This window comes from Nocardiopsis gilva YIM 90087 (assembly GCF_002263495.1).
GTDB classification, from domain to species: domain Bacteria; phylum Actinomycetota; class Actinomycetes; order Streptosporangiales; family Streptosporangiaceae; genus Nocardiopsis_C; species Nocardiopsis_C gilva.
Genome location: NZ_CP022753.1, coordinates 2,434,495 through 2,457,191, shown reverse-complemented (window position 1 = coordinate 2,457,191; position 22,697 = coordinate 2,434,495). Strand labels below are relative to the sequence as shown.

Annotated in this window: 20 protein-coding genes; 8 read left to right on the top strand and 12 right to left on the bottom strand. The window is 71.6% G+C overall.

Annotated features, from left to right (window positions below):
* Nucleotides 1-3 precede the first annotated feature (3 nt).
* Nucleotides 4-1,647 (bottom strand): MFS transporter, encoded by a 1,644-nt coding sequence (locus CDO52_RS11220; protein WP_017617158.1) that lies wholly within the window; start codon nucleotides 1,645-1,647, stop codon nucleotides 4-6.
* 280 nt (nucleotides 1,648-1,927) lie between these two features.
* Between CDO52_RS11220 and panB the strand changes: the two genes are divergently transcribed.
* Both panB and CDO52_RS11210 read left to right on the top strand, forming a co-directional pair.
* Entirely contained in the window at nucleotides 1,928-2,770 is an 843-nt protein-coding gene (gene panB / locus CDO52_RS11215) for a 3-methyl-2-oxobutanoate hydroxymethyltransferase (RefSeq protein ID WP_026125493.1), read from the top strand.
* Nucleotides 2,771-2,952: 182 nt separating this feature from the next.
* Nucleotides 2,953-3,990, top strand: a complete 1,038-nt coding sequence (locus CDO52_RS11210; protein ID WP_017617160.1) for an LLM class F420-dependent oxidoreductase — start codon at nucleotides 2,953-2,955, stop codon at nucleotides 3,988-3,990.
* Between the two features lie 264 nt (nucleotides 3,991-4,254).
* On the opposite strand, the gene CDO52_RS11200 is transcribed toward CDO52_RS11210, so the two are convergent.
* Together CDO52_RS11200 and npdG are read right to left on the bottom strand one after the other, a co-directional pair.
* Complete coding sequence (locus tag CDO52_RS11200) at nucleotides 4,255-5,040, bottom strand: helical backbone metal receptor (RefSeq protein ID WP_232524440.1); 786 nt, start codon at nucleotides 5,038-5,040, stop codon at nucleotides 4,255-4,257.
* Nucleotides 5,037-5,723, bottom strand: coding sequence for an NADPH-dependent F420 reductase (gene npdG, locus CDO52_RS11195; RefSeq protein WP_017617162.1), 687 nt, complete (start codon nucleotides 5,721-5,723; stop codon nucleotides 5,037-5,039). Before npdG ends, CDO52_RS11200 begins: the two co-directional genes overlap by 4 nt.
* 107 nt (nucleotides 5,724-5,830) lie before the next feature.
* Here npdG and CDO52_RS11190 point away from each other — a divergent pair, with 107 nt between their 5' ends.
* On the top strand, nucleotides 5,831-6,583 hold the full coding sequence (locus tag CDO52_RS11190) for a FadR/GntR family transcriptional regulator (RefSeq protein WP_026125494.1): 753 nt from the start codon (nucleotides 5,831-5,833) through the stop codon (nucleotides 6,581-6,583).
* Nucleotides 6,584-6,708: 125 nt separating this feature from the next.
* Here the strand turns inward: CDO52_RS11190 and CDO52_RS11185 are convergent, their stop codons facing one another.
* The 6 genes from CDO52_RS11185 to map all read right to left on the bottom strand — a co-directional run bounded on the left by CDO52_RS11185 (nucleotide 6,709) and on the right by map (nucleotide 13,535).
* Entirely contained in the window at nucleotides 6,709-7,068 is a 360-nt protein-coding gene (locus tag CDO52_RS11185) for a hypothetical protein (RefSeq protein ID WP_152471494.1), read from the bottom strand.
* 209 nt (nucleotides 7,069-7,277) lie between these two features.
* The gene (locus CDO52_RS11180) at nucleotides 7,278-8,216 is read right to left on the bottom strand and encodes a S66 peptidase family protein (RefSeq protein ID WP_083919708.1); all 939 of its coding nucleotides are present in this window, start codon (nucleotides 8,214-8,216) and stop codon (nucleotides 7,278-7,280) included.
* Entirely contained in the window at nucleotides 8,213-10,237 is a 2,025-nt protein-coding gene (locus CDO52_RS11175) for a prolyl oligopeptidase family serine peptidase (RefSeq protein WP_094932371.1), read from the bottom strand. Before CDO52_RS11175 ends, CDO52_RS11180 begins: the two co-directional genes overlap by 4 nt.
* A 12-nt stretch (nucleotides 10,238-10,249) precedes the next feature.
* On the bottom strand, nucleotides 10,250-11,662 hold the full coding sequence (locus CDO52_RS11170) for a M20/M25/M40 family metallo-hydrolase (RefSeq protein WP_094932370.1): 1,413 nt from the start codon (nucleotides 11,660-11,662) through the stop codon (nucleotides 10,250-10,252).
* A gap of 91 nt (nucleotides 11,663-11,753) precedes the next feature.
* Nucleotides 11,754-12,587, bottom strand: a complete 834-nt coding sequence (locus CDO52_RS11165) for a M55 family metallopeptidase (RefSeq protein WP_017617169.1) — start codon at nucleotides 12,585-12,587, stop codon at nucleotides 11,754-11,756.
* Between the two features lie 96 nt (nucleotides 12,588-12,683).
* Nucleotides 12,684-13,535 carry a type I methionyl aminopeptidase gene (gene map / locus CDO52_RS11160; RefSeq protein WP_017617170.1) on the bottom strand — a complete coding sequence of 284 codons (852 nt, stop codon included), beginning with the start codon at nucleotides 13,533-13,535 and terminating at the stop codon, nucleotides 12,684-12,686.
* Nucleotides 13,536-13,656: 121 nt separating this feature from the next.
* Here map and CDO52_RS11155 point away from each other — a divergent pair, with 121 nt between their 5' ends.
* Nucleotides 13,657-13,854, top strand: a complete 198-nt coding sequence (locus tag CDO52_RS11155; RefSeq protein WP_017617171.1) for a hypothetical protein — start codon at nucleotides 13,657-13,659, stop codon at nucleotides 13,852-13,854.
* Nucleotides 13,855-13,878: 24 nt separating this feature from the next.
* Here the strand turns inward: CDO52_RS11155 and CDO52_RS11150 are convergent, their stop codons facing one another.
* Both CDO52_RS11150 and eat read right to left on the bottom strand, forming a co-directional pair.
* Nucleotides 13,879-14,472, bottom strand: coding sequence for a hypothetical protein (locus CDO52_RS11150; protein WP_017617172.1), 594 nt, complete (start codon nucleotides 14,470-14,472; stop codon nucleotides 13,879-13,881).
* Between the two features lie 81 nt (nucleotides 14,473-14,553).
* Nucleotides 14,554-16,023, bottom strand: a complete 1,470-nt coding sequence (eat, locus tag CDO52_RS11145) for an ethanolamine permease (RefSeq protein WP_017617173.1) — start codon at nucleotides 16,021-16,023, stop codon at nucleotides 14,554-14,556.
* 304 nt (nucleotides 16,024-16,327) lie between these two features.
* On the opposite strand from eat, the gene CDO52_RS11140 reads away from it, so the two are divergent.
* From CDO52_RS11140 to CDO52_RS11125, 4 genes are all read left to right on the top strand, one after another.
* A complete protein-coding gene (locus tag CDO52_RS11140) occupies nucleotides 16,328-17,692 on the top strand; it encodes a glutamine synthetase family protein (RefSeq protein ID WP_094932369.1) in 1,365 nt (454 codons plus the stop codon).
* Between the two features lie 128 nt (nucleotides 17,693-17,820).
* Nucleotides 17,821-19,194 carry an aldehyde dehydrogenase family protein gene (locus tag CDO52_RS11135; RefSeq protein ID WP_017617175.1) on the top strand — a complete coding sequence of 458 codons (1,374 nt, stop codon included), beginning with the start codon at nucleotides 17,821-17,823 and terminating at the stop codon, nucleotides 19,192-19,194.
* Between the two features lie 23 nt (nucleotides 19,195-19,217).
* Nucleotides 19,218-19,982 carry a 3-oxoacyl-ACP reductase gene (locus CDO52_RS11130; protein ID WP_017617176.1) on the top strand — a complete coding sequence of 255 codons (765 nt, stop codon included), beginning with the start codon at nucleotides 19,218-19,220 and terminating at the stop codon, nucleotides 19,980-19,982.
* Between the two features lie 163 nt (nucleotides 19,983-20,145).
* Complete coding sequence (locus tag CDO52_RS11125; RefSeq protein ID WP_017617177.1) at nucleotides 20,146-20,859, top strand: gamma-glutamyl-gamma-aminobutyrate hydrolase family protein; 714 nt, start codon at nucleotides 20,146-20,148, stop codon at nucleotides 20,857-20,859.
* 1 nt (nucleotide 20,860) lies between these two features.
* Here the strand turns inward: CDO52_RS11125 and CDO52_RS11120 are convergent, their stop codons facing one another.
* Nucleotides 20,861-22,564 (bottom strand): alpha-keto acid decarboxylase family protein, encoded by a 1,704-nt coding sequence (locus CDO52_RS11120; protein ID WP_017617178.1) that lies wholly within the window; start codon nucleotides 22,562-22,564, stop codon nucleotides 20,861-20,863.
* Nucleotides 22,565-22,697: the final 133 nt, after the last annotated feature.

Sequence of the window (22,697 nt, the reverse complement as noted above, 5' to 3'; positions counted from 1 at the left end):
TTCTCACTCGCTCGATCCGGCGCGGATCCGTTCAGGGGACCGGTCGGAGCTCCGGGGGTCCAGGTCCTCCTCACTCTGCCCGATCGAGGAGGGCGCCGCTTCGCGGCCCCCGTGCGCGCCGCCGTCGGCGCGCCCGACGCGCCGGGGCAACCAGATCGCCACGATGACCAGGCACACCAGCCCGATGGACATGGAGCACAGGGCCGCCAGGTGCATGCCGGACAGGAACGCGTCCTTCGCCGGGGCGATCAGGGCCTGGCCCTCCGCGCCGAGGCGTCCGACCAGACCCATCGTGCCCTCGATCGACTCGCCCGCCGTGTGCCGTGCCTCCGGGGACAGGGGCAGGTCGGAGAGGTGAGGGCCCATCGTTGAGCGGTAGGTGGTGGAGATGACCGCGCCGAGAATGGCGACGCCCATGGCCGTGGCCACCTGCCGGACGGTGTTCTGCACGGCTGAAGCCGCTCCGGCCTGCTCCGGCGGGACCGCAGCCATGATCGACGACGTGGCCGGCGTCATCACCATCGCCATCCCGCAGCCCTGCAGGAAGAAGGCGAGCTCGATGAGCCAGACCGGGGTGTCCAGGCTCAGCATCGAGTAGGAGCCGAGGACCCCCACCATCAGCAGCACGCCGACGGTGCCGACGGCCTTGGGGCCGAACTTGTCCACCAGGGTGGGGCTGAGCGGGGCGACGATGATCTGCGCCGCGGCGATCGGGAGAACCAGCAGCCCGGCCTGCAGCGGAGTGAACTCGCGCACGCTCTGCCAGTAGAAGCTGATGAAGAACATCACCCCGGCCATCGCGAAGAACATCATCATGATGGCCACGATCGCGACGGACAGCTGCGGGTTGCGGAACAGCCGGACGTTGAGCGCGGGGTGGTCGCTGCGCGCCTCGTGGATGACGAACAGGACCAGGATGACGATCCCGGCGAGGATGGCCCCCATGACGTCGAGGTCGGCCAGGGAGCTGCGCTCCCCGGCGGTGATGATGCCGTAGACGAGCAGCACCAGGCCGACGATCGACAGCAGCACGCCGAGCGGGTCGAGGCCGCCGGCCGTCTCGTTGCGGGACTCGGGGGCCAGGACCACCAGCAGCACCATGCCGAGGACGACGATCGGCACGTTGATCAGGAAGACCGAGCCCCACCAGAAGTGCTCCAGCAGCAGCCCGCCCACCGGCGGCCCGATGCCCAGTGCGAGGCCGACCGCGCCCGCCCAGATCCCGATGGCCCGGGAGCGCTCCTCGCTCGGGAAGACGTTGGTGATGATGGACAGCGTCTGCGGCATGACGGCCGCGCCGCCCAGTCCCATCACCACGCGCGCCCAGATGAGCTGGTCGGGCGACTGCGCGTAGGCCGATGCGAGGGAGCCCAGGCCGAAGATGGCCAGGCCGATGAGCAGGGTGCGCTTGCGGCCGAAGCGGTCGCCGAGGACACCGCAGGTGAACAGCAGCCCGGCGAACACAAGGGTGTAGGAGTTGATCGCCCAGGCCAGCTGGCTCTGGCTGGCGCCGAGCCCCTCGTTCGGATCGGAGATCACCCGCAGCGCGACGTTCAGGACGGTGTTGTCCAGGACCACCACTAACAGGCTGATGACGAGTACGCCGAGAATGGCCCAGCGGCGCCTGTGCGCCACGGTCGGATCCACGGGACCTCCGCAAATCGGTGTGAGTCGGACGTCCTCCATTCCAATACGAGACGGTATCGTTTCGCAACTCGTTTTCGCTGTGGTCCCCGCCCCATCGCGGGCCGGGAATACGCCGGTTCGCGCCCGGGATGACATGGGGATACGCGATGGTTATGCCTCAACGGAACGGCCGGAGGGCCGCCGTGCGATGATGGCCATACCGGCGGCGCCACGCCGCCGGAACCGTTACCTACACGTCCGGGGACGCCGCGAGGCGCTTCGAGACATCGGAGGAACGCACATGAGCACCACTACGTCCACAACCGCCCTGTACGGAGGCGCAGGCACCCGTCGCGTGACCGTACGCGACATCGGGCGGGCCAAAGAGCGCGGCGAGCGCTGGCCGATGCTGACCGCCTATGACGCGCTCACCGCGCGCATCTTCGACGAGGCCGGTATCCCCGTCCTCCTCGTCGGCGACTCCGCCGCCAACGTCGTCTACGGCTACGACACCACCGTCCCGGTCACCGTCGACGAGCTGCTGCCGCTCACCGCGTCGGTCGCCCGTTCCACCAAGCGGGCGATGGTCGTCGGCGACCTTCCCTTCGGCTCCTACCAGGCGTCGCCGGAGCAGGCCCTGGCCACGGCGGCGCGCTTCATGAAGGAGGGCGGCGCCCAGGCCGTCAAGCTGGAGGGCGGCCGGAGGGTGGCCCGCCAGGTCGAGACGCTGGTGGCGGCAGGAATCCCGGTGATGGGCCACCTCGGGCTCACGCCGCAGTCGGTCAACACGCTGGGCGGCTACCGCGTCCAGGGGCGCGGCGAAGCAGGGGCCGACCTGCTCGCCGACGCCAAGGAGCTGGAGCACGCGGGCGCCTTCGCCGTGGTGCTGGAGTGCGTTCCGACCGACCTCGCCGCCACCGTCACCGAGCAGCTGTCGATCCCCACGATCGGCATCGGCGCCGGTGCGGTGACCGACGCCCAGGTGCTGGTCTGGCAGGACATGGCCGGGCTCAGCCCGCACGTGGCCAAGTTCGTCAAAACCTTCGCCAACCTGAACGCGGAGCTCACCGAGGCGACCAAGAGCTTCGCCGATGAGGTCGTCGCGGGCACCTTCCCGGACAAGGAGCACTCCTACTCCTCCTGATCGCTGCGAGGAGCATCGTCGTGTGTCCCGCCCGGGTCGGTCCCGACCGGCCCGGGCGGTCGCGTCTCCGCACGCCACCGGTCATGTAACGCCGTATGCGACTCTCACCCCCCGAACAGGAAACCGAACGTTACTCGGTAGTAGAGTGCGTCACATCAGGAGGTCCGACCAACGGAGGCACGATGCGCATCTCCATGCCGCTGCAATACGCCGGTGAGCCCAAGCCCGCCGTCGACCAGGTTGTCGAGCTCGAAAAGGCCGGGCTGGACACCGTGTGGGTGGCCGAGGTCTACGGCTACGACAGCCCCACGCTCATGGGCTACATCGCGGCGCGCACCGAGCGCGTCCAGATCGGTTCGGCCATCCTCCCCCTGTACTCCCGCACCCCGTCCCTGATCGCGCAGACCGCGGCCGGGCTGGACTACCTGTCCGACGGCCGCGCCGTCCTCGGTCTGGGCGCCAGCGGTCCGCAGGTGATCGAGGGCTGGCACGGCGTCCCCTACACCAAGCCACTCGCCCGCACCCGCGAGGTCGTGGAGATCTGCCGCAAGGTGTGGGCGCGCGAGGAGCGGCTCACCCACGACGGCAAGATCTTCACCCTCCCGCTCCCGCCCGACCAGGGCACCGGGCTGGGCAAGCCGCTGAAGATGATCAACCACCCGGTCCGCAGCTCCGTGCCGATCTACGTGGCCGCGCTCGGCGAGAAGAACGTGCAGATGACCGCCGAGATCGCCGAGGGGTGGCTGCCGCACCTGTTCATCCCGGAGAAGGCCGACGCGATCTGGGGCGAGGCCCTGGCCGCGGGCAAGGCCAAGCGCGACCCCAGCCTGGGCGAACTGGAGATCTCCGCCGGAGGCCTGCTCGCCATCGGCGAGGACGAGGAGACCCGCAAACTCGCCGACTTCACCCGCCCGATGATCGCCCTCTACGTCGGCGGCATGGGAGCCAAGGGCAAGAACTTCTACAACTCCCTGGCCCGCCGCTACGGCTACGAGGAGGCCGCCGAGAAGATCCAGGACCTCTACCTCGACGGCAAGAAGGACAAGGCCGCGGCGGCGGTCCCGGACGAGATGGTGGAGCTCACCAACCTCTGCGGCCCCGAGTCCCACGTCCGCGAGCGCGTGGAAGCCTTCCGCGCGGCCGGTGTCACGCACCTCAACGTCACCCCGGTCGGCGGCGACCCGGTCAAGCTCATCGAGAAGCTCAAGAGCTGGCTGTAAGCCAACCGCGACGGGGGGCAGGGGCGGGCTGCTGCTCCTGACCCCCGTTTGCGTTCCGTAGCGATGAGCGCCTGGTAGGTCTCGACAAGCTCAACCGGAACGATGGCGGCCACGCGCTCGCCTGCCCGCCCACGCGTGACGTAGGTGATCTCACCATCGACAAACGCTCGCTCGACGGCGTCGGCGAGTTCGTCGTGGGCCGCCTCGACGGGAATTTCCGCGGGTTCCGTGCTCATATCGCGACGCTATCGGGAGAGCACACGCTCAGTTTGGCCTTTGCGCCGAAGAGATCTCGCGAGTTAGGACCTCCCGGGCTTCGGCGAGGGAGGGGCCGTACCAGGTCAGGTGGCGGCCGCTGACGAGTGCCGCGGGGAGGTCCGGAAAGGACTCCGGGCCGTCGGTGGCGGTGAACGCGTACGGCTCGTCCGGGAGGACCACCAGGTCGGCGTCGGTGCCGGTGAGTTCGGCCAGGGGGATCTTCGGATAGCGCTCGGCGTCGTCGGCGTAGAGGTTGGCGACACCGAGCCGGGCGAGCAGGTCCCCCGCGAACGTGCCGTGGCCGAGGACCATCCACGGACGGCGCCACACCGGCACGATCGCCCGCCACCGTGGTGGGGGCGGTGCGTCGAGAAGGTCGGACCAGGCCGTGCGGGCCTCCTCCAGCCAGGGCGGTGGGGCCAGGCCGCAGGCCGCCAGCATCCGCTCCAGGCTGTCCAGGGCCTCGGGCAGGGTGCGGATGACGGTCACCCAGACGGGGATTCCGGCGGCGCGCAGCGCGTCGAGGTCGGCCGGGCGGTTCTCCTCGAAGTTGGCGAGCACCAGGTCCGGACGGAGCCCGATGACACGCTCGACATGCGGGTTCTTGGTGCCGCGGACCCGGACCACGTCCAGGTCGGCCGGGTGAGAACACCAGTCGGTCGCCCCGACCAGGAGGTCGGGCGCCGTCAGCGCGACCGCCTCCGTCAGGGACGGCACCAGTGACACGACGCGGCGGACCGGGGCGGCGAGGGTGACCGCCGCCCCGGTGTCGTCGATCACGGGCGGACTCACACGTCCGTGATGCGCAGCCCGGCGTGGGCCTTGTAGCGGCGGTTGATGGCGATGAGGTTGGCCGTGAACGCCTCGACCTGGTGGGCGTTGCGCAGGCGGCCGCCGTAGATGCCGCGGACGCCCGCGATACGGCTCGCCAGGGCCCGGACCGTGTCGGTGGCCTCGCGGTCGTCGCCGAGCACGAGGACGTCGAGGTCGATCTTGTCGACCTCAGGGTCGAGCAGGGTGACGGCCGAGACGTGGTGGAACGCGCCCACCACGCGGCTGCGCGGGAGGACGGCCTCGGCCTGCTGGGCGGCGCTGCCCTCCTCCACGGTCAGGGCGTAGGGACCCTTCTTGTCGAAGCCGAGGGGGTTCACGCAGTCGACGACGATCTTGTCGGCCAGCTGGTCGGCCAGCGCCTCCAGCAGCTCCTTGTGGCCGTCCCACGGAACGGCGACGATGACGATGTCGGCCTGCTCCGCCGCGGCGGAGTTGTCCGCCCCACGCACCCCGAGGTCGGCACCCAGGCCCTCGGCCGCGGTCTGTGCCCGCTCCGCGCTGCGGGAGCCGATGATGACGTCGTGGCCGGCGAGCGCGAAGCGCCGGGCCAGGCCCCGTCCCTGGTCGCCGGTGCCGCCCAGCACCGCAACCGACAGGCCGCTGACGTCCGGGAGGTCGTGGGGGTTCTTCTGTTCTGCCATGGGTCGATCATTCCACGCACGTGGGTGGCGGTGGTGCGCCGGGACCGCCCAATAGAGTGGTGTCGTCCATAGCCGCGACGAGGAACAGTGCGGGGATCGAGGTGAGCGTGTCCGAGCCGGAGGCCAGGTCCACCGGTGAGTTCGGAGAACCGGCGGCCGACGCCGTCTTCCGGACGGTGCGCGCCGGTAACGCGTTCGAGGAGACCGTCGAGCGCCTGCTGTCCGCGATCAAGCTCGGGGTCGTGGCGCGCGGCGAGCGGTTTCCTCCGGAGCGCGAGCTCGCGGGCCGCTTGGGGGTCAGCCGGATCACCCTCCGCGAGGCGATCCGCGCGCTGCAGGAGTCCGGGTACGTCGAATCGCGGCGCGGCCGGTTCGGCGGCACGTTCGTCACCTATGTCCCGCCGCGGCCGAGCAAGGCGGAGGCCCAGCGGCTGCTCGCCCGCATGGACGGTTCCCTGGACGACCTGTTCGTCTTCCGCGAGGCGCTGGAGGTCGGCGCGGCGGTCCGGCTGGCCGGGGTCGGGCTCACCGCGGAGCAGGAGGAGCTGCTGCTGACGCGCCTGGCCGAGGTGGACGCCGCCTCGACCGACGACTACCGCCGCTGCGACACCGTGTTCCACCTGACGCTGGCCGAGCTGACCGGCTCGCCGTCGCTGTCCTCGGCGCTGGCCGACACCCGCATGCGGATCAACGACCTGCTCAACGCGATGCCGATTCTGGCGCGGAACCTGGAGCACAGCAGCCGCCAGCACCGGGCGATCGTGGACGCGATCCGCGCCCGCGAGCCCGACACCGCGCGGCGGGCGGTCGCCGAGCACCTGGACGGCACGGCGGCACTGCTGCGCGCGTTTCTCGGATAGTCGGATCGGGAGTCGGTGCGATGGAGGTTGGGAGGGGATCGGAGAAGGGGGGCGGGGGACGGAACAGGAGAGGGGTGGAGTCCCCCGCGCCCGCGTCAGTACCTGTGGCCGTGTCCGCGACGGGATCAGGCGAGACCGATGTCCCGCAGCTCCCGTCGCTCTCGGGCCACCCTGGCCAAGGCCGAGATCGTGCGGCCGTCCGCGTGTCCGTCGGCCCGAAGGTCATTGGCCAGCTGGAACGCGATGAGCGCGGGGCGTCGTTCGCCCGGCAGGGACGCCGCGTCGAGGTACCCGGCCTCGATGAGCAGTGTGCGGACCTCCTGGGGGTCGGCTTCGGGGAGCACCAGTTCGGCGGCGAACATCGCGCCCAGCACCCCCCGGACGAGGTGAAGAAGGCCCCGCGGCCCGGTGGGAGCGCTGTCCGTCGCGCCCGCCACGTCGACGCACTGCCATGCACCGTGCCGGTGCGTTGAGACCGTCACCATGTCGACCACCTTCTCCCCTTCGCCTCGCGATCTCTCCCGTTCTCTCTCCGAGTATGGGTGGCCGACCCTAAGCGCACATCATCCACATGGTTAGAGTCCGGATAGGCCGAAAGTAGGTAGCCGTTCCTTGAGGTGAGGCGATCGGCCGTGGCGGACCACGGCCGATCGTCCAGTGCGCCGCCCCCGGACCTGCCCGGATCCCCCGCGGTTCAGGCGAGCGCGGGCTCGTCGAGGGTCAGCGTGCGGGCGTCGCCGTCGAGCGTGGCACTGGCCCCCAGCGGCACAGTCAGCTGCCCGGGAAGGTGACCAAACCCGAACTCCCCGACCACCGGGACGCCCAGGGGCGTCAACCGGTCCAGCATCAGCTCGCGGATCGCCTCGGGTCCGGGCTCGCACTCCGCCCAGGAGCCCAGGACCACCCCCGCGACCCCCCGCATCCAGCCGGTCCGCAGCAGCTGGGTCAGCATCCGGTCGATCCGGGAGACGTGCTCGCGCAGGTCCTCCAGGAGCAGGATGCAGCCCGCGGCCGAGGACCGGCTGTAGGGGGCGCCCAGTCCGTCGCACAGCAGGCTCAGGTTGCCGCCCATCACGACGCCGTGCGCGGTGCCGCCCACGAGGGTGTCCGCCGTGGGCGAGGTGAGTTTGAGCCGCGACTCCGGCTCGAACAGGGTGGCCCGCAGCTCCTCCTGGGCCACCTGGTCGTCCACGAAGAACTGGGTCGCGATGACCGGGCCGTGCAGGGTGGTCACCCCCACTTCCAGCGCGAACGCCTCGTGCAGGGCGGTGACGTCGCTGAACCCGACGAGGACCTTGGCCGGACCGCGCCGCAGCGCGTCGAAGTCCAGCAGGTCCAGCATCCGGTGCGCGCCGTCGCCGCCGCGGGCGCACAGCACCGCGGCGGTGTCCGGGTCCGCCCAGGCCGCCTGGAAGTCGGCGGCGCGGTCGGCGTCGCGTCCGGCCAGGTAGGGCAGGGTGGGGTGGCGGTCCCGCAGGTGGGGCCCGCAGACGACCTCCAGCCCCCACCCGCGCACCGTCTCCAGCGCGGCGTCGATCCGGTCGGGCGTGACGGGACTGCACGGAGCGACGACCGACACCCGGTCGCCGGGCCTCAGCCGCGGCGGCCGGGTGGTTCGGGCAGCTCGGGTCATGGACGCAGCTCCACGCGGGGAACGTCGGTCTCGAACTCGAATACCTGGGCGTACAGCGACAGCTCGGCCTCGATCGCTGTGCGGATGGTCTCCTCGCGGCGGAAGCCGTGCTGCTCGCCCTCGAAGGTCAGGTAGGCGTGCGGGACGCCGCGGATCCGCGACAGGAACCGCTCGCACTGCACCGGCGGGCAGATCTCGTCCTCCAGCCCCTGCAGCAGCACGAACGGGGCCGTGATGTCCTCGGCGTGGTCCACCGGCGAGTTGCGCGCGTAGACGTCCTTGGCCGACGGCCAGGGGCCGACGATGCTCTCGGGGTACTGCGACTCGAAGTCGTGGGTCTCGCCGGTGCGCCACCCGGCCAGGTCGACGATGGGGTACTGGATCGCGGCGCAGCGGAAGACGTCGCTGAAGGCGAGCGCGGCGGCGCTGGTGAAGCCGCCCGCGCTGCCGCCGCGGATGGCCAGCCGCGCCGGGTCGGCCAGGCCCTCGGCGACGAGCCCTTGCGCCACGGACACGCTGTCCTCGACGTCGACCACGCCCCAGCTGCCGCGCAGCCGCTCCCGGTAGGCGCGGCCGAACCCGGTGGAGCCGCCGTAGTTGACCTCGACGACGCCGATCCCGCGGCTGGTGAAGTAGGCGATCTCCTGGTCGTAGACCATGGGCGTGCGGCTGGTGGGGCCGCCGTGCACCCACACGACGTAGGGCGCCGCCTCCCCCGCCGGGCCGGTGGCCTCGGGGTGGAGGGGCGGGTAGTGGTTGGCGTGCACCTCGCGCCCCTGGACGCCGGTGAACACCCGCGCCTCGGGACGGGGCAGGTAGGCGGCGAAGGGGACCGTCGAGCCATGGGCGGCGTCGGCCTCGGCGCCCCCGGCCAGCTCGCGCCAGGAGCCGTCGCGCAGGTCGACCGCGACCAGGGCCGCCGGGCGGTCGGGCGCGGCGGCGAGCCCGATGAGCGTGCCGCCGTCGGCTCCGGCCAGGGTGAGCTTGCCCGCCCATTCGGTGTGCGGCGTGTCCACGTCGGCGAGCTCACCGGTGTCGGGGCGCAGCAGGCCGATGCGGGTGGCGGACGTGCCGTGCACCGTGGCGATGCGGCCGTCGGGCACCGGCGCCATCCAGCACGCGCCGAGCTGCCACAGCGGGCCGCCGAACTCCTCGGCGCGGTCACCCACGAGGCTGTCGGGGCCGCCCGCGAGCGCGCCGTCGACGTCCAGGGTGATGCGGTGCGGGGTCCACCAGCCGTCGGGGTCGGTGACGCAGTACAGGGTGGTGGCGTCGGCCCATTCGGCCTGCACCACGGCCTCGTCGGTGCCGCCGGCCACGGTGCGGGTCCCCGTGGCGCGCCCGTCTCTCAGCTCGGCGACTCTGAGGTGGGTGGAGTCCCACGGCATGTTCGGGTGATCCCAGCCGATCCAGGACAGGTGGCGGCCGTCCGAGGAGATCCGGGGGCAGGCCAGGAAGTGGTGGTCGACGGCGACCACAGAGATGGCGGCGGGGTCGGTCGCGGCGGAGCCGTCGAGGGGGACCGCGACGATCGCGCGCCGCACGCCCGCCTCGGTGTCGTCGGTGTGCTCCTCGCGGATGCACAGGACGTGGTCGCCCTCCGGGCTGATCACCGGCTCGACGTAGCGCAGGGCGCTGGGGGTGTCGGGCCGCGGGGTGAGCGGGGCGGGTGCGCCGCGCGCGCCGGGGTCGAGAACGTAGAGTCGCTGGTCGCTGAACTCGCTGAACACCACCGCAGCACCGGCGGTTCCGGAGAGGAGCGCGTAGGCGCGGCCGCCGTACTCGTGCACGCGGCTGCGCGCGTTCCACGGCGCGGGCAGCACGGTCTCGGTGCCGCGTCCGGGATCGTCCAGCCGGGTCCGGCACAGGGCGACGCGGCCGGACTCACTCGGCCGCGGTTCGGCCCACCAGACCTCCTCCCCCAGCGCGACCGGCCAGTTGGGCGCGCCTTCGTGGCGGGCGACGTCGGTGGCGGTGATGGGCGAGGGCCAGGTGCCGAAGGAGAGAGGGCGCTTGGACAACGGTGCCTGCTTTCATGACTCGACTGTGGTGAGAAACCTGTCCATGACTCGCGCACCGAACCGCAGTGCGTCCACGGGTACGCGTTCGTCCACGCCGTGGAAGAGCGCTGCGTAGTTCAGCTCGGGCGGGAGCCGCAACGGGGTGAAGCCGTAGCCGCTGATACCGAGCGCCGAGAACTGCTTGGCGTCGGTACCCCCCGACAGGCACACGGGCACCACGTGTGCATCGGGGTCGTGGGCGAGGAGCGCGGAGCGCATCGCCGCGTACGTGGGCGACTCGACCGGCGCCATCAGCGGAACGGAGCGGTGGTGGTAGTCCCACTCCACGCGCGGGCCGGTGAGCCGGTCGAGGGTGGCCCGGAACTCGTCTTCGGCTCCGGGCAGGACGCGGCCGTCCACGCCGGCCGTCGCCGTCTCGGGGATGACGTTGACCTTGTAGCCCGCCTCCAGCATGGTCGGATTGGTGCTGTTGCGGACGGTGGGGCGCAGCAGGTTCGCCGCCGGTCCCAGCCGCTCCAGCAGGGTGTCGAGGTCGCGCTCGGGGTCGAAGTCCGGCGCGTCCAGGTCGACCTTGATCCCGACGGCCGCCGCGATCTCGGTGATGGCGGCCCGGGTGACGGGGGTGAGCCGCACCGGCCACTGGTGGGCCTGGATGCGCGCGACCGCCGCCGCCAGCGCGCCCACCGCGTTGTCGTGGTTGGGCTTGGCGCCGTGTCCGGCGCGGCCGGTGGCGGTGAGCGTCAGCCAGGCGCTGCCCCGCTCGCCCGCCCCGATCGGGTACAGCCGCACGGGTGCGCCCCGCTCGGCGTGGGTGTGGAAGGTGTAGGCGCCGGATTCGCTGATGCCCTCGGTGCAGCCCTCGAACAGCGCGGCGTGCTCGCGCGCCAGCCACTCGGCGCCGTAGCCGCCGGTGCCCTCCTCGTCGGCGGTGAAGGCGAACACGAGGTCGCGCCGCGGCCGCCGGCCCGTGCGCGCCCACGAGCGCGCCAGCGCCACCATCGTGGCGTCGGCGTTCTTCATGTCGATGGCGCCGCGGCCCCACACCAGGCCGTCGCGCACCTCGCCGGAGAACGGGTGCACGGTCCACTGGGCGGGGTCGGCGGGCACGACGTCGAGGTGGCCGTGGACGAGCAGTCCGGGCGCCGCCGGGTTCGAGCCGCTCACCCGGACGACGACGTTGGCGCGGCCGGGGGCTGATTCCAGGATCACCGGGTCCAGCCCGGCCTCGCCGAGCCGCTCGGCGATGTACTCGGCGGCGGGCCGCTCCCGGCCGTCGCCGCCGCCGCGGTTGGTGGTGTCGAGGCGGATCAGTTCGGAGGTGAAGCGGACGACCTCGTCGTCCACGACCGTCCAGTCCGCCGCCTCGGCGGTCGGCCGCGCCGCGGTGTCTCCCCCGCCGTCGGCGCTCGCGCTGTCCCGCAACATCGTGCCCCCGTTCGTCGACCGGTCGTTATCCTCCGCCGGGACCCGCTCCGGCGTCCCCTCCGGTCCCCCCGGACCGGTAGCCGCACCGCGTTCACCCGTAGGGCATCTCCACGGCGTTGGAGATGAGGGTGCAGACGGCTTTGAAGCAGCGGATCATCTCGTAGGCGTCCGGCGAGGTGGTGCGGACCCGCCGCTCGGCGACCTGCTCGACACCGGGGACGGTCGCGGCGGCACCGGCCAGGTGCGCGGCGTCGACTTCGACCTCCAGGGTGAGCGGGTCGTGGCGGACGGGGTCGACGCGGCCGGCGAGGTCCACGGCCGCCTCGGCTCCGGCGGCGATGGCGGCGGACGTGCGGGCCGGCGGGCGGCAGATGGCCGCGTAGCGCGAGACGTAGTCCTTGACGGCGACCGTGCGGGCGTGCGGAGCGTACGTCGCGGCATCGGCACAGGCCCGGTCGTCGCCGGTGACCAGCACGACGGGGGCGCCGTACTCGGCCACGACGTAGGAGTTGAGGCGCCCTTCGCTGGCGGGTTCGCCGTTGAGCCATACGCCGGTGATGGAGTTGGGCAGGTAGGTGTGGGCGAGGACGCCCTCCGCCCCGGCGCCGCAGTGGTATCCGAGGAAGGCCACGCCGTCGATGTCGCCGCGCTGCACACCCTCGACCATGGAGAGGTCCTTGTGCCGTCCGGTGAGCATCTCGGCCCGCTCGTCGAGCCGCTCCAGCAGGAGGTTGCGCATGGTGGCGTGGGCCTCGTTCACCAGGACCTCGGTGGCCCCTCCGGCGAAGAACCCGGCGATGGCGCCGTTGACGTCGGAGGTGAACATCGACCGGCAGCGCTGCCACTGCTCGGTTCCCGGTTCGACGTCCGCGGACCAGGTGACCCCGGTGGCGCCTTCCATATCGGCGGAGATGAGGATCCTCACGGGCCCGACCCTATTCCCTCGGGCACCTCCGCCGCACCCGTTCCCCGGCGATCGGGCGCGACGCGTGCGGCGGCGTGACCCGCGGCGACGATGGCGTTACGAAAGGGTGAGGATCTCCGCTCCGTCCTCGGTGATGACGAGGGTGTGCTCGAACTGGGCGGTGCGCTTGCGGTCGGCGGTGACGGCGGTCCAGCCGTCGTCCCACACGTCGTAGTCGACGGTGCCGAGGGTGATCATCGGCTCGATGGTGAACGTCATCCCCGGCTGCATGACCGTGGTCGCGCGCGGGTCGTCGTAGTGCGGGATGGCCAGTCCGGAGTGGAACTCGGGACCGACGCCGTGTCCGGTGAAGTCGCGCACCACGCCGTAGCCGAAACGCTTGGCGTAGGACTCGATGACGCGGCCGATGACGTTGATCTGGCGTCCGGGGCGGCACGCCTTGATGGCGCGCATCGTGGCCTCGCGGGTCCGCTCGACCAGCAGCCGCGACTCCTCGTCGACGTCCCCCGCCAGGAAGGTCACGTTGGTGTCCCCGTGCACGCCGTTGATGTAGGCGGTGATGTCGATGTTGACGATGTCGCCGTCGGAGATGACGGTGTCATCGGGGATGCCGTGGCAGATGACCTCGTTCAGCGAGGAGCACAGCGACTTGGGGTAGCCCTTGTAGCCCAGCGTGCTGGGGTAGGCGCCGTGGTCGATGAGGAACTCGTGGCCGATGCGGTCGAGCTCGTCGGTGGTCACGCCCGGCTGGACGTGCTTGCCGACCTCCTCCAGCGCCTGTGCCGCGATGCGCCCGGCCACCCGCATCGCCTCGATCGTCTCGGGGGTCTGGAAGTCCCCCAGCACCCCCTCGACCGGACTTTTCTTCCCGACATACTCCGGCCGCACGATGCGAGAGGGGACCGAACGGGGCGGCGAGATACGCCCGGGAACCAGCGGAGTCGTCATGGTTGGGAAGTGTAGTTCCTGCTCTCCACTTCCCGATCCGCGTCACGCCGCCGGTGCTGGGGTAAGGATCCGGATGCGAGGACTGTGGAGTGGGAACGGATCATCCCCCAGGAGTGAACACATGAGCGACCCGGAGAACGTCAGCGGCGAGCTGAACTGGTGGTACTGCCTCAAGCACAGCAAGCCTGAGCGAGGACCGGGATGCCCGAACAAGTACCGTCTCGGCCCCTACCCGGATGAGGCGACCGCCACCAACGCTCTGCACATCGCCCACGAGCGGAACGAGGCCTGGGACGAGCAGGACGAACGCGACTTCTAGCCGCAGGCCGCCGCACGGCCGCGGTCAGTCGAGGACGCGCGGACCGCTGACGACGTCCAGGAAGCGGGAGAGCCGGTCGCGCAGGCTTCCCCCCTTGCGGCGCCCGTCTTGCTGTCCGGCCGCGCTGCTGACCAGGTGCTGCAGTCCTTCGAAGGTCAGCGGGGCGGTATCGGGCGCCAGGCTGATGGCGTCGTGCGCCAGCGAGGTGAGCTCACGGTCGCCCTGGTCCAGGGCGAGCACGGTCGCCCCCGTGCGGCGGGCGTCGTCGACCCGCTCCAGCAGCGGGACGGGCGCCTCCTCGGCGGGGTTGACCACGAAGAGCGTCTCGCCGCGCCTGGCATCGGCCAGCCGCTCCATGCCGATACTCAGGTGTGCGGGGGCACCCGGCGGTGGTTGCCACCGCACCAGGCTGGGTGACAGCTGCGGAATCCCGGCATAGCGGCTCTCGTCGTCCAAGTGCGCCGCGAGGTGCCACGGCTCCTCCTCGGGCGTGCCCACGAGGAGCAGGCCGCCGGGCGTGCGGGTGCGGCGCAGCGCATGGGCGAAGTCCTCGGTGCGCTCGACCCACGGGGTCGACGCCAGGATCTCGCGCAGTACCTCTACGTGTTGAGCATCCACGGGTCCATGGTGCCCGATACCGGACGCGCGGCGCAGGCGTTCCCCGCCATTCGCGCCGCGGTCCGGTACCGGCCCCCGTCCTCAGTTGAGCTGCGATTCCGCCTGTTCCAGCAGGGCGAACTCCTCCTCCGGCGCGTTGGCCACCAGCCGGTGGCGCGAGTAGAACCAGAAGTAGGCCAGGAAGGCGAGCAGGATCGCGGCGGCGATACCGGCGCCCAGCATGTCCACGGAGAACGTGGCCACCACGGCGCACAGCGCCAGGACCAGCGCGATGCCGGTGGTGAGCGTCCCGCCGGGGGTGCGGTAGGGGCGCTCCAGGTCCGGCTCGCGGCGGCGGAGCACGATGTGCGACACCATCATGAGGGCGTAGGACACGGTCGCGCCGAAGACGGCGATGTTGATCAGCTGGTCGCCGTTGGCCACCACCGCGGCCAGCACGAAGCCGATGGTGCCGGGAACGATCAGCGCCATGTAGGGGGTCTTGCGCCGACCGGTGACCGAGAGCCAGCGGGGCAGGTACCCGGCCCGGGACAGCGCGAACAGCTGCCGCGAGTAGGCGAAGATGATGGAGAAGAACGAGGCGACGAGCCCGGCCAGGCCGACATAGTTGACGATGTCGGCGAGGATCGTCTCGCCGCCGTAGGCGGCGCGCAGCGCCGCCGGCAGCGGGTTGGTGGAGTCGGCCAGGACGGCGGCTCCGGCGCCTCCGGGGGCCAGGAGCAGCATGGCGAACGCGGTCACCAGCAGCACGGCCATCCCGGCGATGATGCCGCGCGGCATGTCGCGCTTGGGGTCGCGGGCCTCCTCGGCGGCCAGCGGGACGCCCTCGATCGCGAGGAAGAACCAGATCCCGAACACGAAGGCGCCGAGCACGCCCATGTAGCCGTAGGGCAGGAACGCGCTGGCGCCGACGGCGTCGGTGGGGGCGATGTCGAGGAGGTTGGCGACCTCGAACTTGGGGACCATGCCGATGACGAAGACGGCCAGGGCCGCCACCGCGACGCCGGTGATCACGAACATCACCCGCAGGGCCTCGCCGACACCCCACAGGTGGATACCGACGAAGACGAGGTGGCAGACCAGGTAGACCGGCCAGGCGTTGGTGACTCCGAACAGGCCCAGCGCCTCGATGTAGCCGCCGATGAACACGGCGATCGCGGCCGGGGCGATGGCGTACTCGATGAGGATGGCGGTTCCGGTCGCGAATCCGCCGAGGGGGCCCAGCGCGCGGCGGGCGAAGCCGTACCCGGCCCCGGCCGTGGGCAGGGCGGAGGCGAGTTCGGCCAGGCCCAGGACCATGAAGAGGTACATCGTGCCCATGAGCACGGTGGCGATGAGCAGGCCGCCCCAGCCGCCCTCCGCGATGCCGAAGTTCCATCCGGCGAAGTCGCCGGAGATGACGTAGGAGACGCCGAGCCCGGCGAGCAGCAGCCATCCGGCCGCGCCGCGCCTGAGCTGCCGCTGCTGCAGGTAGTCGGCGTCGACCTGGGCGTAGTCGGCGCCTTGGACGTGTGTTCTGGGTTGCTCCGCTGGTCTCTGTTCCTGCGTCACCGATGTTCCCCTCACTCTGACGCGTGCAGTGCCGGGGACCGTCCCCCGCCCTCCACCTACCGGCCACCAGGGTCGGAAAGGTATTAGGTCGGTCCTTTTGGTGTTAAGCGGTGACTATGTGCCGGGCGCGGGAACGGTGTCAAGGGGGGGCCGGCGGACTTTCACCCCAGCGTGAGGGCGCTTCACGGGCCGCGCATGACGTGGGTGTTTCGCCCCTGTGTCCGCCGGGGGCACCCATTGACACGCCGTCGCCCGCCTGCTTCTATGCGGGAAATGGTCTGCTATTGAACCAAAGGAGCTCGACGTGCGAGCGAACGACGGCGATCCCCCACTGACCGTGGCGCGGCTCCGCGCCGACATCGAGTCAGGCGCCATCGACACCGTCCTGGTGGCGTTCACCGACATGCAGGGGCGCCTGCAGGGCAAGCGGCTCTCCGGACGGTACTTCCTGCAGGAGGCGCTCGACCACGGCACCGAGGGGTGCAACTACCTGCTCGCCGTGGACGTGGAGATGAACACGGTCGACGGCTACGCCATGTCGTCGTGGGACACCGGCTACGGCGACTTCGTCATGCGCCCCGACCTGGCCACACTGCGCCATACCCCGTGGCAGGACGGGCAGGTGATGGTCAACGCCGACCTGACCTGGCACGACGGCTCCCCCGTGGCCGCCTCGCCGCGGCAGATCCTCAAGCGGCAGACCGAGCGGCTCGCCGAGCGCGGCTGGCAGGCCATGATCGGCACCGAGCTGGAGTTCGTGGTGTTCCGCGACTCCTACGAGGACGCTTGGAACCGCGGCTACCGCGACCTCACCCCGGCCAACCAGTACAACGTCGACTACTCGGTGCTGGGCGGCGCCCGCGTGGAGCCGCTGCTGCGCCGGATCCGCACCGAGATGGCCGACGCGGGCATGTACGTGGAGTCGGCCAAGGGCGAGTGCAACCTCGGCCAGCACGAGATCGCGTTCCGCTTCGACGAGGCCGTCGCCACCTGCGACAACCACGCCGTCTACAAGAACGCGGCCAAGGAGATCGCCGCACAGGAGTCGATGGCCATCACGTTCATGGCCAAGCCGAACGAGCGCGAGGGCAACTCCTGCCACATCCACATCTCGCTGCGCGGCCACGACGGCACCCCGGTGCTGGCCGAGGGCGCGGGGCTGTCGAAGCTCGGCCGCCACTTCCTGGCCGGCCAGATCGCCGCGCTGCGCGACCTCACGCTCTTGCTCGCGCCCAACATCAACTCCTATAAGCGCTACGTGCCGGGCAGCTTCGCGCCCACCGCCGTGGCCTGGGGCGTGGACAACCGCACCTGCTCGCTACGGCTCGTCGGGGACGGGCCGTCCCTGCGCGTGGAGAACCGCGTGCCGGGCGGCGACGTCAACCCCTACCTGGCGACGGCCGCGCTGATCGCCGCCGGGCTCGACGGCATCGACCGGGAACTGGAGCCCGGCGAGCCGCTGAACGGCAACGCCTACACCTCCGGCCTGCCGACCGTCCCCGCCACCATGCGCGACGCCCTGGAGCTGTGGGAGAAGAGCGAGCTGGCACGTGCGGCCTTCGGCGACGAGGTCGTGGCGCACTACGCCAACTACGCCCGGGTGGAGATGGCCGCCTACGACTCCGCGGTGACCGACTGGGAGCTCTACCGCGGCTTCGAACGCCTGTAACCCGACCCGACCACGACCCTTCTTCGTTGATCTCGGGGATATCGACCGAATGTCGGCGATTATTCGGTCGATATCCCCGAGATCAACGGAACAAGGGCGGGACACGACCCAAGGGGGATTCCCGAGAGATGACCGCAGCGACGTCCCATGCCGTGATCGATCCGGCCACCGAGGAGGTGATCACCACCGTCGACCTGGCCTCCGCGGAGGAGACCGACGCCGCCGTAAACCGCGCGCAGGCCGCCTTTCCGGCGTGGCGCGCCATGGCGCCCGGCGACCGGGCGCGGCTGCTGCGCGCGCTCGCCGACACGATCGACGCGCACGCCGAGGAGCTGGCGGCGCTGGAGGTGCGCAACGCCGGCCACCCCATCGGGCAGGCCCGCTGGGAGGCGGGCAACGCGCGCGACGTCTTCGAGTACTTCGCCGCCGCTCCCGAGCGCACCACCGGGCGGCAGATCCCGGTGCCCGGCGGCTGGAGCGTCACCTTCGCCGAACCGCTCGGCGTGGTGGGCGTGATCGTGCCGTGGAACTTCCCCATGCCGATCCTCGCCTGGGGCGCCGCCCCCGCGCTCGCGGCGGGCAACACCGTCATCGTCAAACCGGCGGAGCTGACCCCGCTCACCGCGATGCGCATCGGCGAGCTCGCCCTGGAGGCGGGGATTCCCGAGGGCGTGCTGCAGGTCCTGCCCGGGGCCGGTCCGGTGTCCGGGGAGCGCCTGGTGCGCCACCCCGACGTCGCCAAGATCGCGTTCACCGGCTCCACAGCCGTGGGCAAGCGCATCATGGCGGCCTGCGCGGACGACGTGAAGCGGGTGACGCTGGAGCTCGGCGGCAAGAGCGCCAACATCGTCTTCGCCGACGCCGATGTGGAGAAGGCCGCGGCGGCCGCACCGGGCGGGGTGTTCGACAACGCCGGGCAGGACTGCTGCGCCCGGTCCCGGCTGCTGGTGCAGCGCGAGGTGTTCGACCGGTTCATGGAGCTGCTCGAACCCGCGGTCACCGGGGTCGTGGTGGGCGACCCCCGCGACCCGGCCACCGAGATGGGGCCGCTGATCTCGGCGGCGCAGCGCACGCGGGTCGCCTCCTACGTGCCCGACGGCGCGCCCGTGGCGTTCCGCGGCAAGGCGCCGCAGGGGGCGGGGTTCTGGTTCCCGCCGACCGTCCTGACGCCGTCGGGGCCGGACGACCGGGCGTTCACCGAGGAGATCTTCGGGCCGGTGGTGTCGGTGCTGCCGTTCGACGACGAGGCCGACGCGGTCCGCATCGCCAACGACACCGCGTTCGGGCTGGCCGGGTCGGTCTGGACCCGCGACGTGGGCCGCGCGCTGCGGGTCGCGCGGGCGGTCGACGCCGGGAACCTGTCGGTCAACTCGCACTCCGCCGTCCGGTACTGGACCCCGTTCGGCGGGTTCAAGCAGTCGGGGATCGGCCGCGAGCTCGGCCCCGACGCACTCGACGCCTTCACCGACACCAAGACGGTGTTCGTCTCCGACGACACCTGAGACGACCAGGGAGAGCACACCACATGCAGCGATACGAGGGCCGCGTCGCCGTCATCACCGGCGCGGGCAGCGGGATCGGGAAGGCCACCGCGCTGCGGTTGGCGTCCGAGGGCGGGACCGTCGTCGCCGTCGACCTGGACCGCGACGCCGGAGAGGCGGTCGCCAAGGAGACCGGCGGCCTGTACATCGCCGCCGACGTCACCGACGAGGAGGCCGTCAAGGCCGCCTTCGCCGAGGTCAAGGAGGTCTACGGCCGTGTGGACGTGGCCTTCAACAACGCGGGGATCTCGCCGCCCGATGACGACTCGATCCTGGACACCGGCATCGAGGCCTGGCGCAAGGTGCAGGAGGTCAACCTGACCTCGGTCTACCTGTGCTGCAAGTACGCCCTGCCCTACATGCGCGAGCAGGGCAAGGGCGCGATCGTGAACACGGCCTCGTTCGTGGCCACCATGGGCGCGGCGACCTCGCAGATCTCCTACACCGCCAGCAAGGGCGGCGTGCTGGCGATGAGCCGGGAGCTGGGCGTGCAGTTCGCCCGCGACGGGGTCCGGGTCAACGCGCTGTCCCCCGGCCCGGTGAACACGCCGCTACTCAAGGAGCTGTTCGCCAAGGACCCCGAGCGCGCGCAGCGGCGGCTGGTCCACGTTCCCTTCGGCCGGTTCGCCGAGCCGGAGGAGATCGCGTCCGCGGTGGCGTTCCTGGCCAGCGACGACGCCTCGTTCATCACCGCGTCCAACTTCCTGGTGGACGGCGGGATCTCCGGGGCCTACGTCACGCCCCTCTAGCCGCATCCGCCCGGTCCCGCCCCGGATTCCGCCGGGCCGGGGGCGGGACCGGCGTCCGGCCGCCCGCGCGGCCGGGACCTGCGATGCTGGAGGACAGACCGCCGCAGCACACGAGGGTGTACGGACCGCCGCACGGCCCACGAACATGAGGGAAGGACGCACGATGACGCGGCCGATCATCGGTATCTCCGCCTATGCCGAGCAGGCGCGCTGGGGCGAGGCCTGGGACCTGCCGGCCACGCTCCTCCCCCAGGCCTATGTCGATTCGGTGGCCGCCGCCGGTGCGGCGCCCGTTCTCCTGCCGTCGGTCGACGGGGCGGAGGACACGGTCGCACGGTTGGACGGCCTGGTGCTGGCCGGGGGCGGCGACATCGATCCGGCCCGCTACGGCGCCGATGCCGCCGAGCGGACGGCGGGGGTGCGCACGGCCCGCGACAGCGCCGAGTTCGCGCAGCTGGCCGCGGCCCTGGAGCGCGGTATCCCCGTGCTCGGCATCTGCCGCGGCATGCAGGTGATGAACGTGGCCCGGGGCGGGACGCTCCACCAGCACCTGCCCGATGTCGTCCGCAGCGAGGTGCACCGGCAGCGCCTCGCCGTCTTCGACCCGCACCCGGTCAAGGTCGCCCCGAACAGCCCCCTCGCCCGCGTTCTGGGCCGCACCGTGCTGGACGTGCCGACCTACCACCACCAGGGCCTGGCCGAGCTCGGCCGCGACGTCGCTCCCCTGGCCTGGACGGACGACGGCATCGTGGAGGCGATCGCCTACACCGACCGGCCCCAGGTGATCGGCGTGCAGTGGCACCCGGAGATGGGCGACGACCCGAGCCTGTTCGCCTGGCTGGCCGAACAGGCCCGGGACGCGGCGTCGCGGCGGTGAACTACTCGGCGTTGGCCTCGGCGATGGCGGCGCTGACCCCGTTGAGCAGGTCGGGTAGGCCCAGCTTGGGCAGGACCGCCTCCACCAGGGCGAGGCGGTCGGCGGAGTCGGCCGCCGCCAGCGCCTCGGCGAATTCGCCGGGGGTGGTGGCGCGCAGGGTCAGGGCGTCGGTGCCCGCCCCCATGGCCCGGGGCACCAGCGTCCAGTCCCACTTGGGGATGTCGTTGTAGCGCTCGTGCGGGCCGTGGATGGCGCGCTCGACCGTGTAGCCGTCGTTGTTGATGACGACGATGACCGGCTGCTGGCCGTCGCGGACCATCGACCCGATCTCCTGGGCGGTGAGCAGGGCCGAACCGTCGCCGATGAGCAGGACGACGCGGCGGTCGGGGGCCGCGTGCTGCGCACCGAAGGCCGCCGGCAGGGTGAAGCCGATCGATCCCCACAGCGGCTGGCCGATGAAGGTGGCTCCGCTGGGCAGCGGCACCGTGCACGCCCCGAAGAAGGCGGTTCCCTGCTCGGCCACGACGATGTCGCCAGGCCGCAGGAAGCCGCGCACCGCGCGCCACAGATCGGCCTGACCGAGCTCGCCGTCGAGTGCGGCGGTGTCGGCCGCGGCGTCGGACACGGTCTCGGGGGCGGGTGCCGGGCTCCGGCTCCAGTCGCGGCCCAGCGAGGCGGCCAGGTCGGCCAGCCCCTCCAGCGCCGCGCCCAGGGGTAGCGGAGCGTAGCGCCGCTCGCCGATGCTCGCGGAGAAGGGCTGGAGGTCGATCATCCGGGCAGGGTCGATGTCGTGGCTGAACCCGGCGGTGATGGTGTCGGTGAACCGGACCCCGGCCGCGATGAGCACGTCCGCCTGTTCGACGGCCGCACGCACCCGCGCGTCGCCCACCCCTCCGGTGTAGACGCCGACGAAGCGGGGGTCGCTCTCGTCGAGCACGCCCTTGCCCAGGGACAGCGTCGCCTGCGGGAAGTTCCCGGCGTCGCACAGCGCGCGCAGCTCGCCGCGCGCGTCGAAGCGGTCGGCGAGGAAGTCGGCCAGGACGGTGGCGCTGTCGGCGCCCTCCAGCAGACGACGGGCGTCGGCCAGGAAGTCCCGCAGCACGCGGGCGGAGGTGTCGGCGGCCGGGACGACCAGTGGGGCGGCCGGAGGATCGATCGGCGCGGCGGCCACGTCAGTGGGGATCGCGATGTAGCCGGGGCGGCGCTCGCGCAGGCTGGTGGCGATCACGCGGTCGATCTCGGCGGCCGCGTTGCCGCGGGTCAGGTAGGCCTGGGCGACGGTGACCTCGGCCTGGGCGCGGGCGAAGTGCCCGTAGTCGCCGTCGCCGAGCGTGTGGTGGTTGAGCGCACCGGCCGCCTGCGCGGAGGTCGAGGGGGCGCCGACGATGTGCAGGACGGGGAGGTATTCGGCGTAGGACCCGGCGATCCCGTTGATCGCGCTGAGCTCGCCCACGCCGTAGGTGGTCAGCAGTGCCCCGACGCCGTTGACGCGGGCGTAGCCGTCGGCGGCGTAGGCGGCGTTGAGCTCGTTGGCGCTACCGGTCCAGGTGATGCGCTCGTCGGCGATGACGTGGTCGAGAAAGGCCAGGTTGTAGTCGCCAGGGACACCGAAGAGGGTGCTCACGCCGGCTTCGGCCAGCCGGTGAAGCAGGTAGTCGCCGACGGTCATCTCCGCTGCCATGTTCGCCTCCAGATTCTCGGACACGCGGCCGGGGATCGCCCGGCGGCGTCCGGTGAAAAACTCCGTGATGCTTCCAGTTTTCACCGGGGAGACCCGCGAAATCTGCCAGGAAAGCCCGAATCTCGGCGTGTGGTATTCGTGGAATCCACAAAGGAGG

What these genes read in the sequence shown, in the direction of transcription:
- panB (WP_026125493.1), top strand. Translation starts at nt 1,928, where the DNA reads ATGAGCACCACTACGTCCACAACCGCCCTGTACGGAGGCGCAGGCACC.
- CDO52_RS11210 (WP_017617160.1), top strand. Translation starts at nt 2,953, where the DNA reads ATGCGCATCTCCATGCCGCTGCAATACGCCGGTGAGCCCAAGCCCGCC.
- npdG (WP_017617162.1), bottom strand. Translation starts at nt 5,723, where the DNA reads ATGGCAGAACAGAAGAACCCCCACGACCTCCCGGACGTCAGCGGCCTG.
- CDO52_RS11185 (WP_152471494.1), bottom strand. Translation starts at nt 7,068, where the DNA reads ATGGTGACGGTCTCAACGCACCGGCACGGTGCATGGCAGTGCGTCGAC.
- CDO52_RS11180 (WP_083919708.1), bottom strand. Translation starts at nt 8,216, where the DNA reads ATGACCCGAGCTGCCCGAACCACCCGGCCGCCGCGGCTGAGGCCCGGC.
- CDO52_RS11170 (WP_094932370.1), bottom strand. Translation starts at nt 11,662, where the DNA reads ATGTTGCGGGACAGCGCGAGCGCCGACGGCGGGGGAGACACCGCGGCG.
- map (WP_017617170.1), bottom strand. Translation starts at nt 13,535, where the DNA reads ATGACGACTCCGCTGGTTCCCGGGCGTATCTCGCCGCCCCGTTCGGTC.
- CDO52_RS11155 (WP_017617171.1), top strand. Translation starts at nt 13,657, where the DNA reads ATGAGCGACCCGGAGAACGTCAGCGGCGAGCTGAACTGGTGGTACTGC.
- CDO52_RS11135 (WP_017617175.1), top strand. Translation starts at nt 17,821, where the DNA reads ATGACCGCAGCGACGTCCCATGCCGTGATCGATCCGGCCACCGAGGAG.
- CDO52_RS11130 (WP_017617176.1), top strand. Translation starts at nt 19,218, where the DNA reads ATGCAGCGATACGAGGGCCGCGTCGCCGTCATCACCGGCGCGGGCAGC.
- CDO52_RS11125 (WP_017617177.1), top strand. Translation starts at nt 20,146, where the DNA reads ATGACGCGGCCGATCATCGGTATCTCCGCCTATGCCGAGCAGGCGCGC.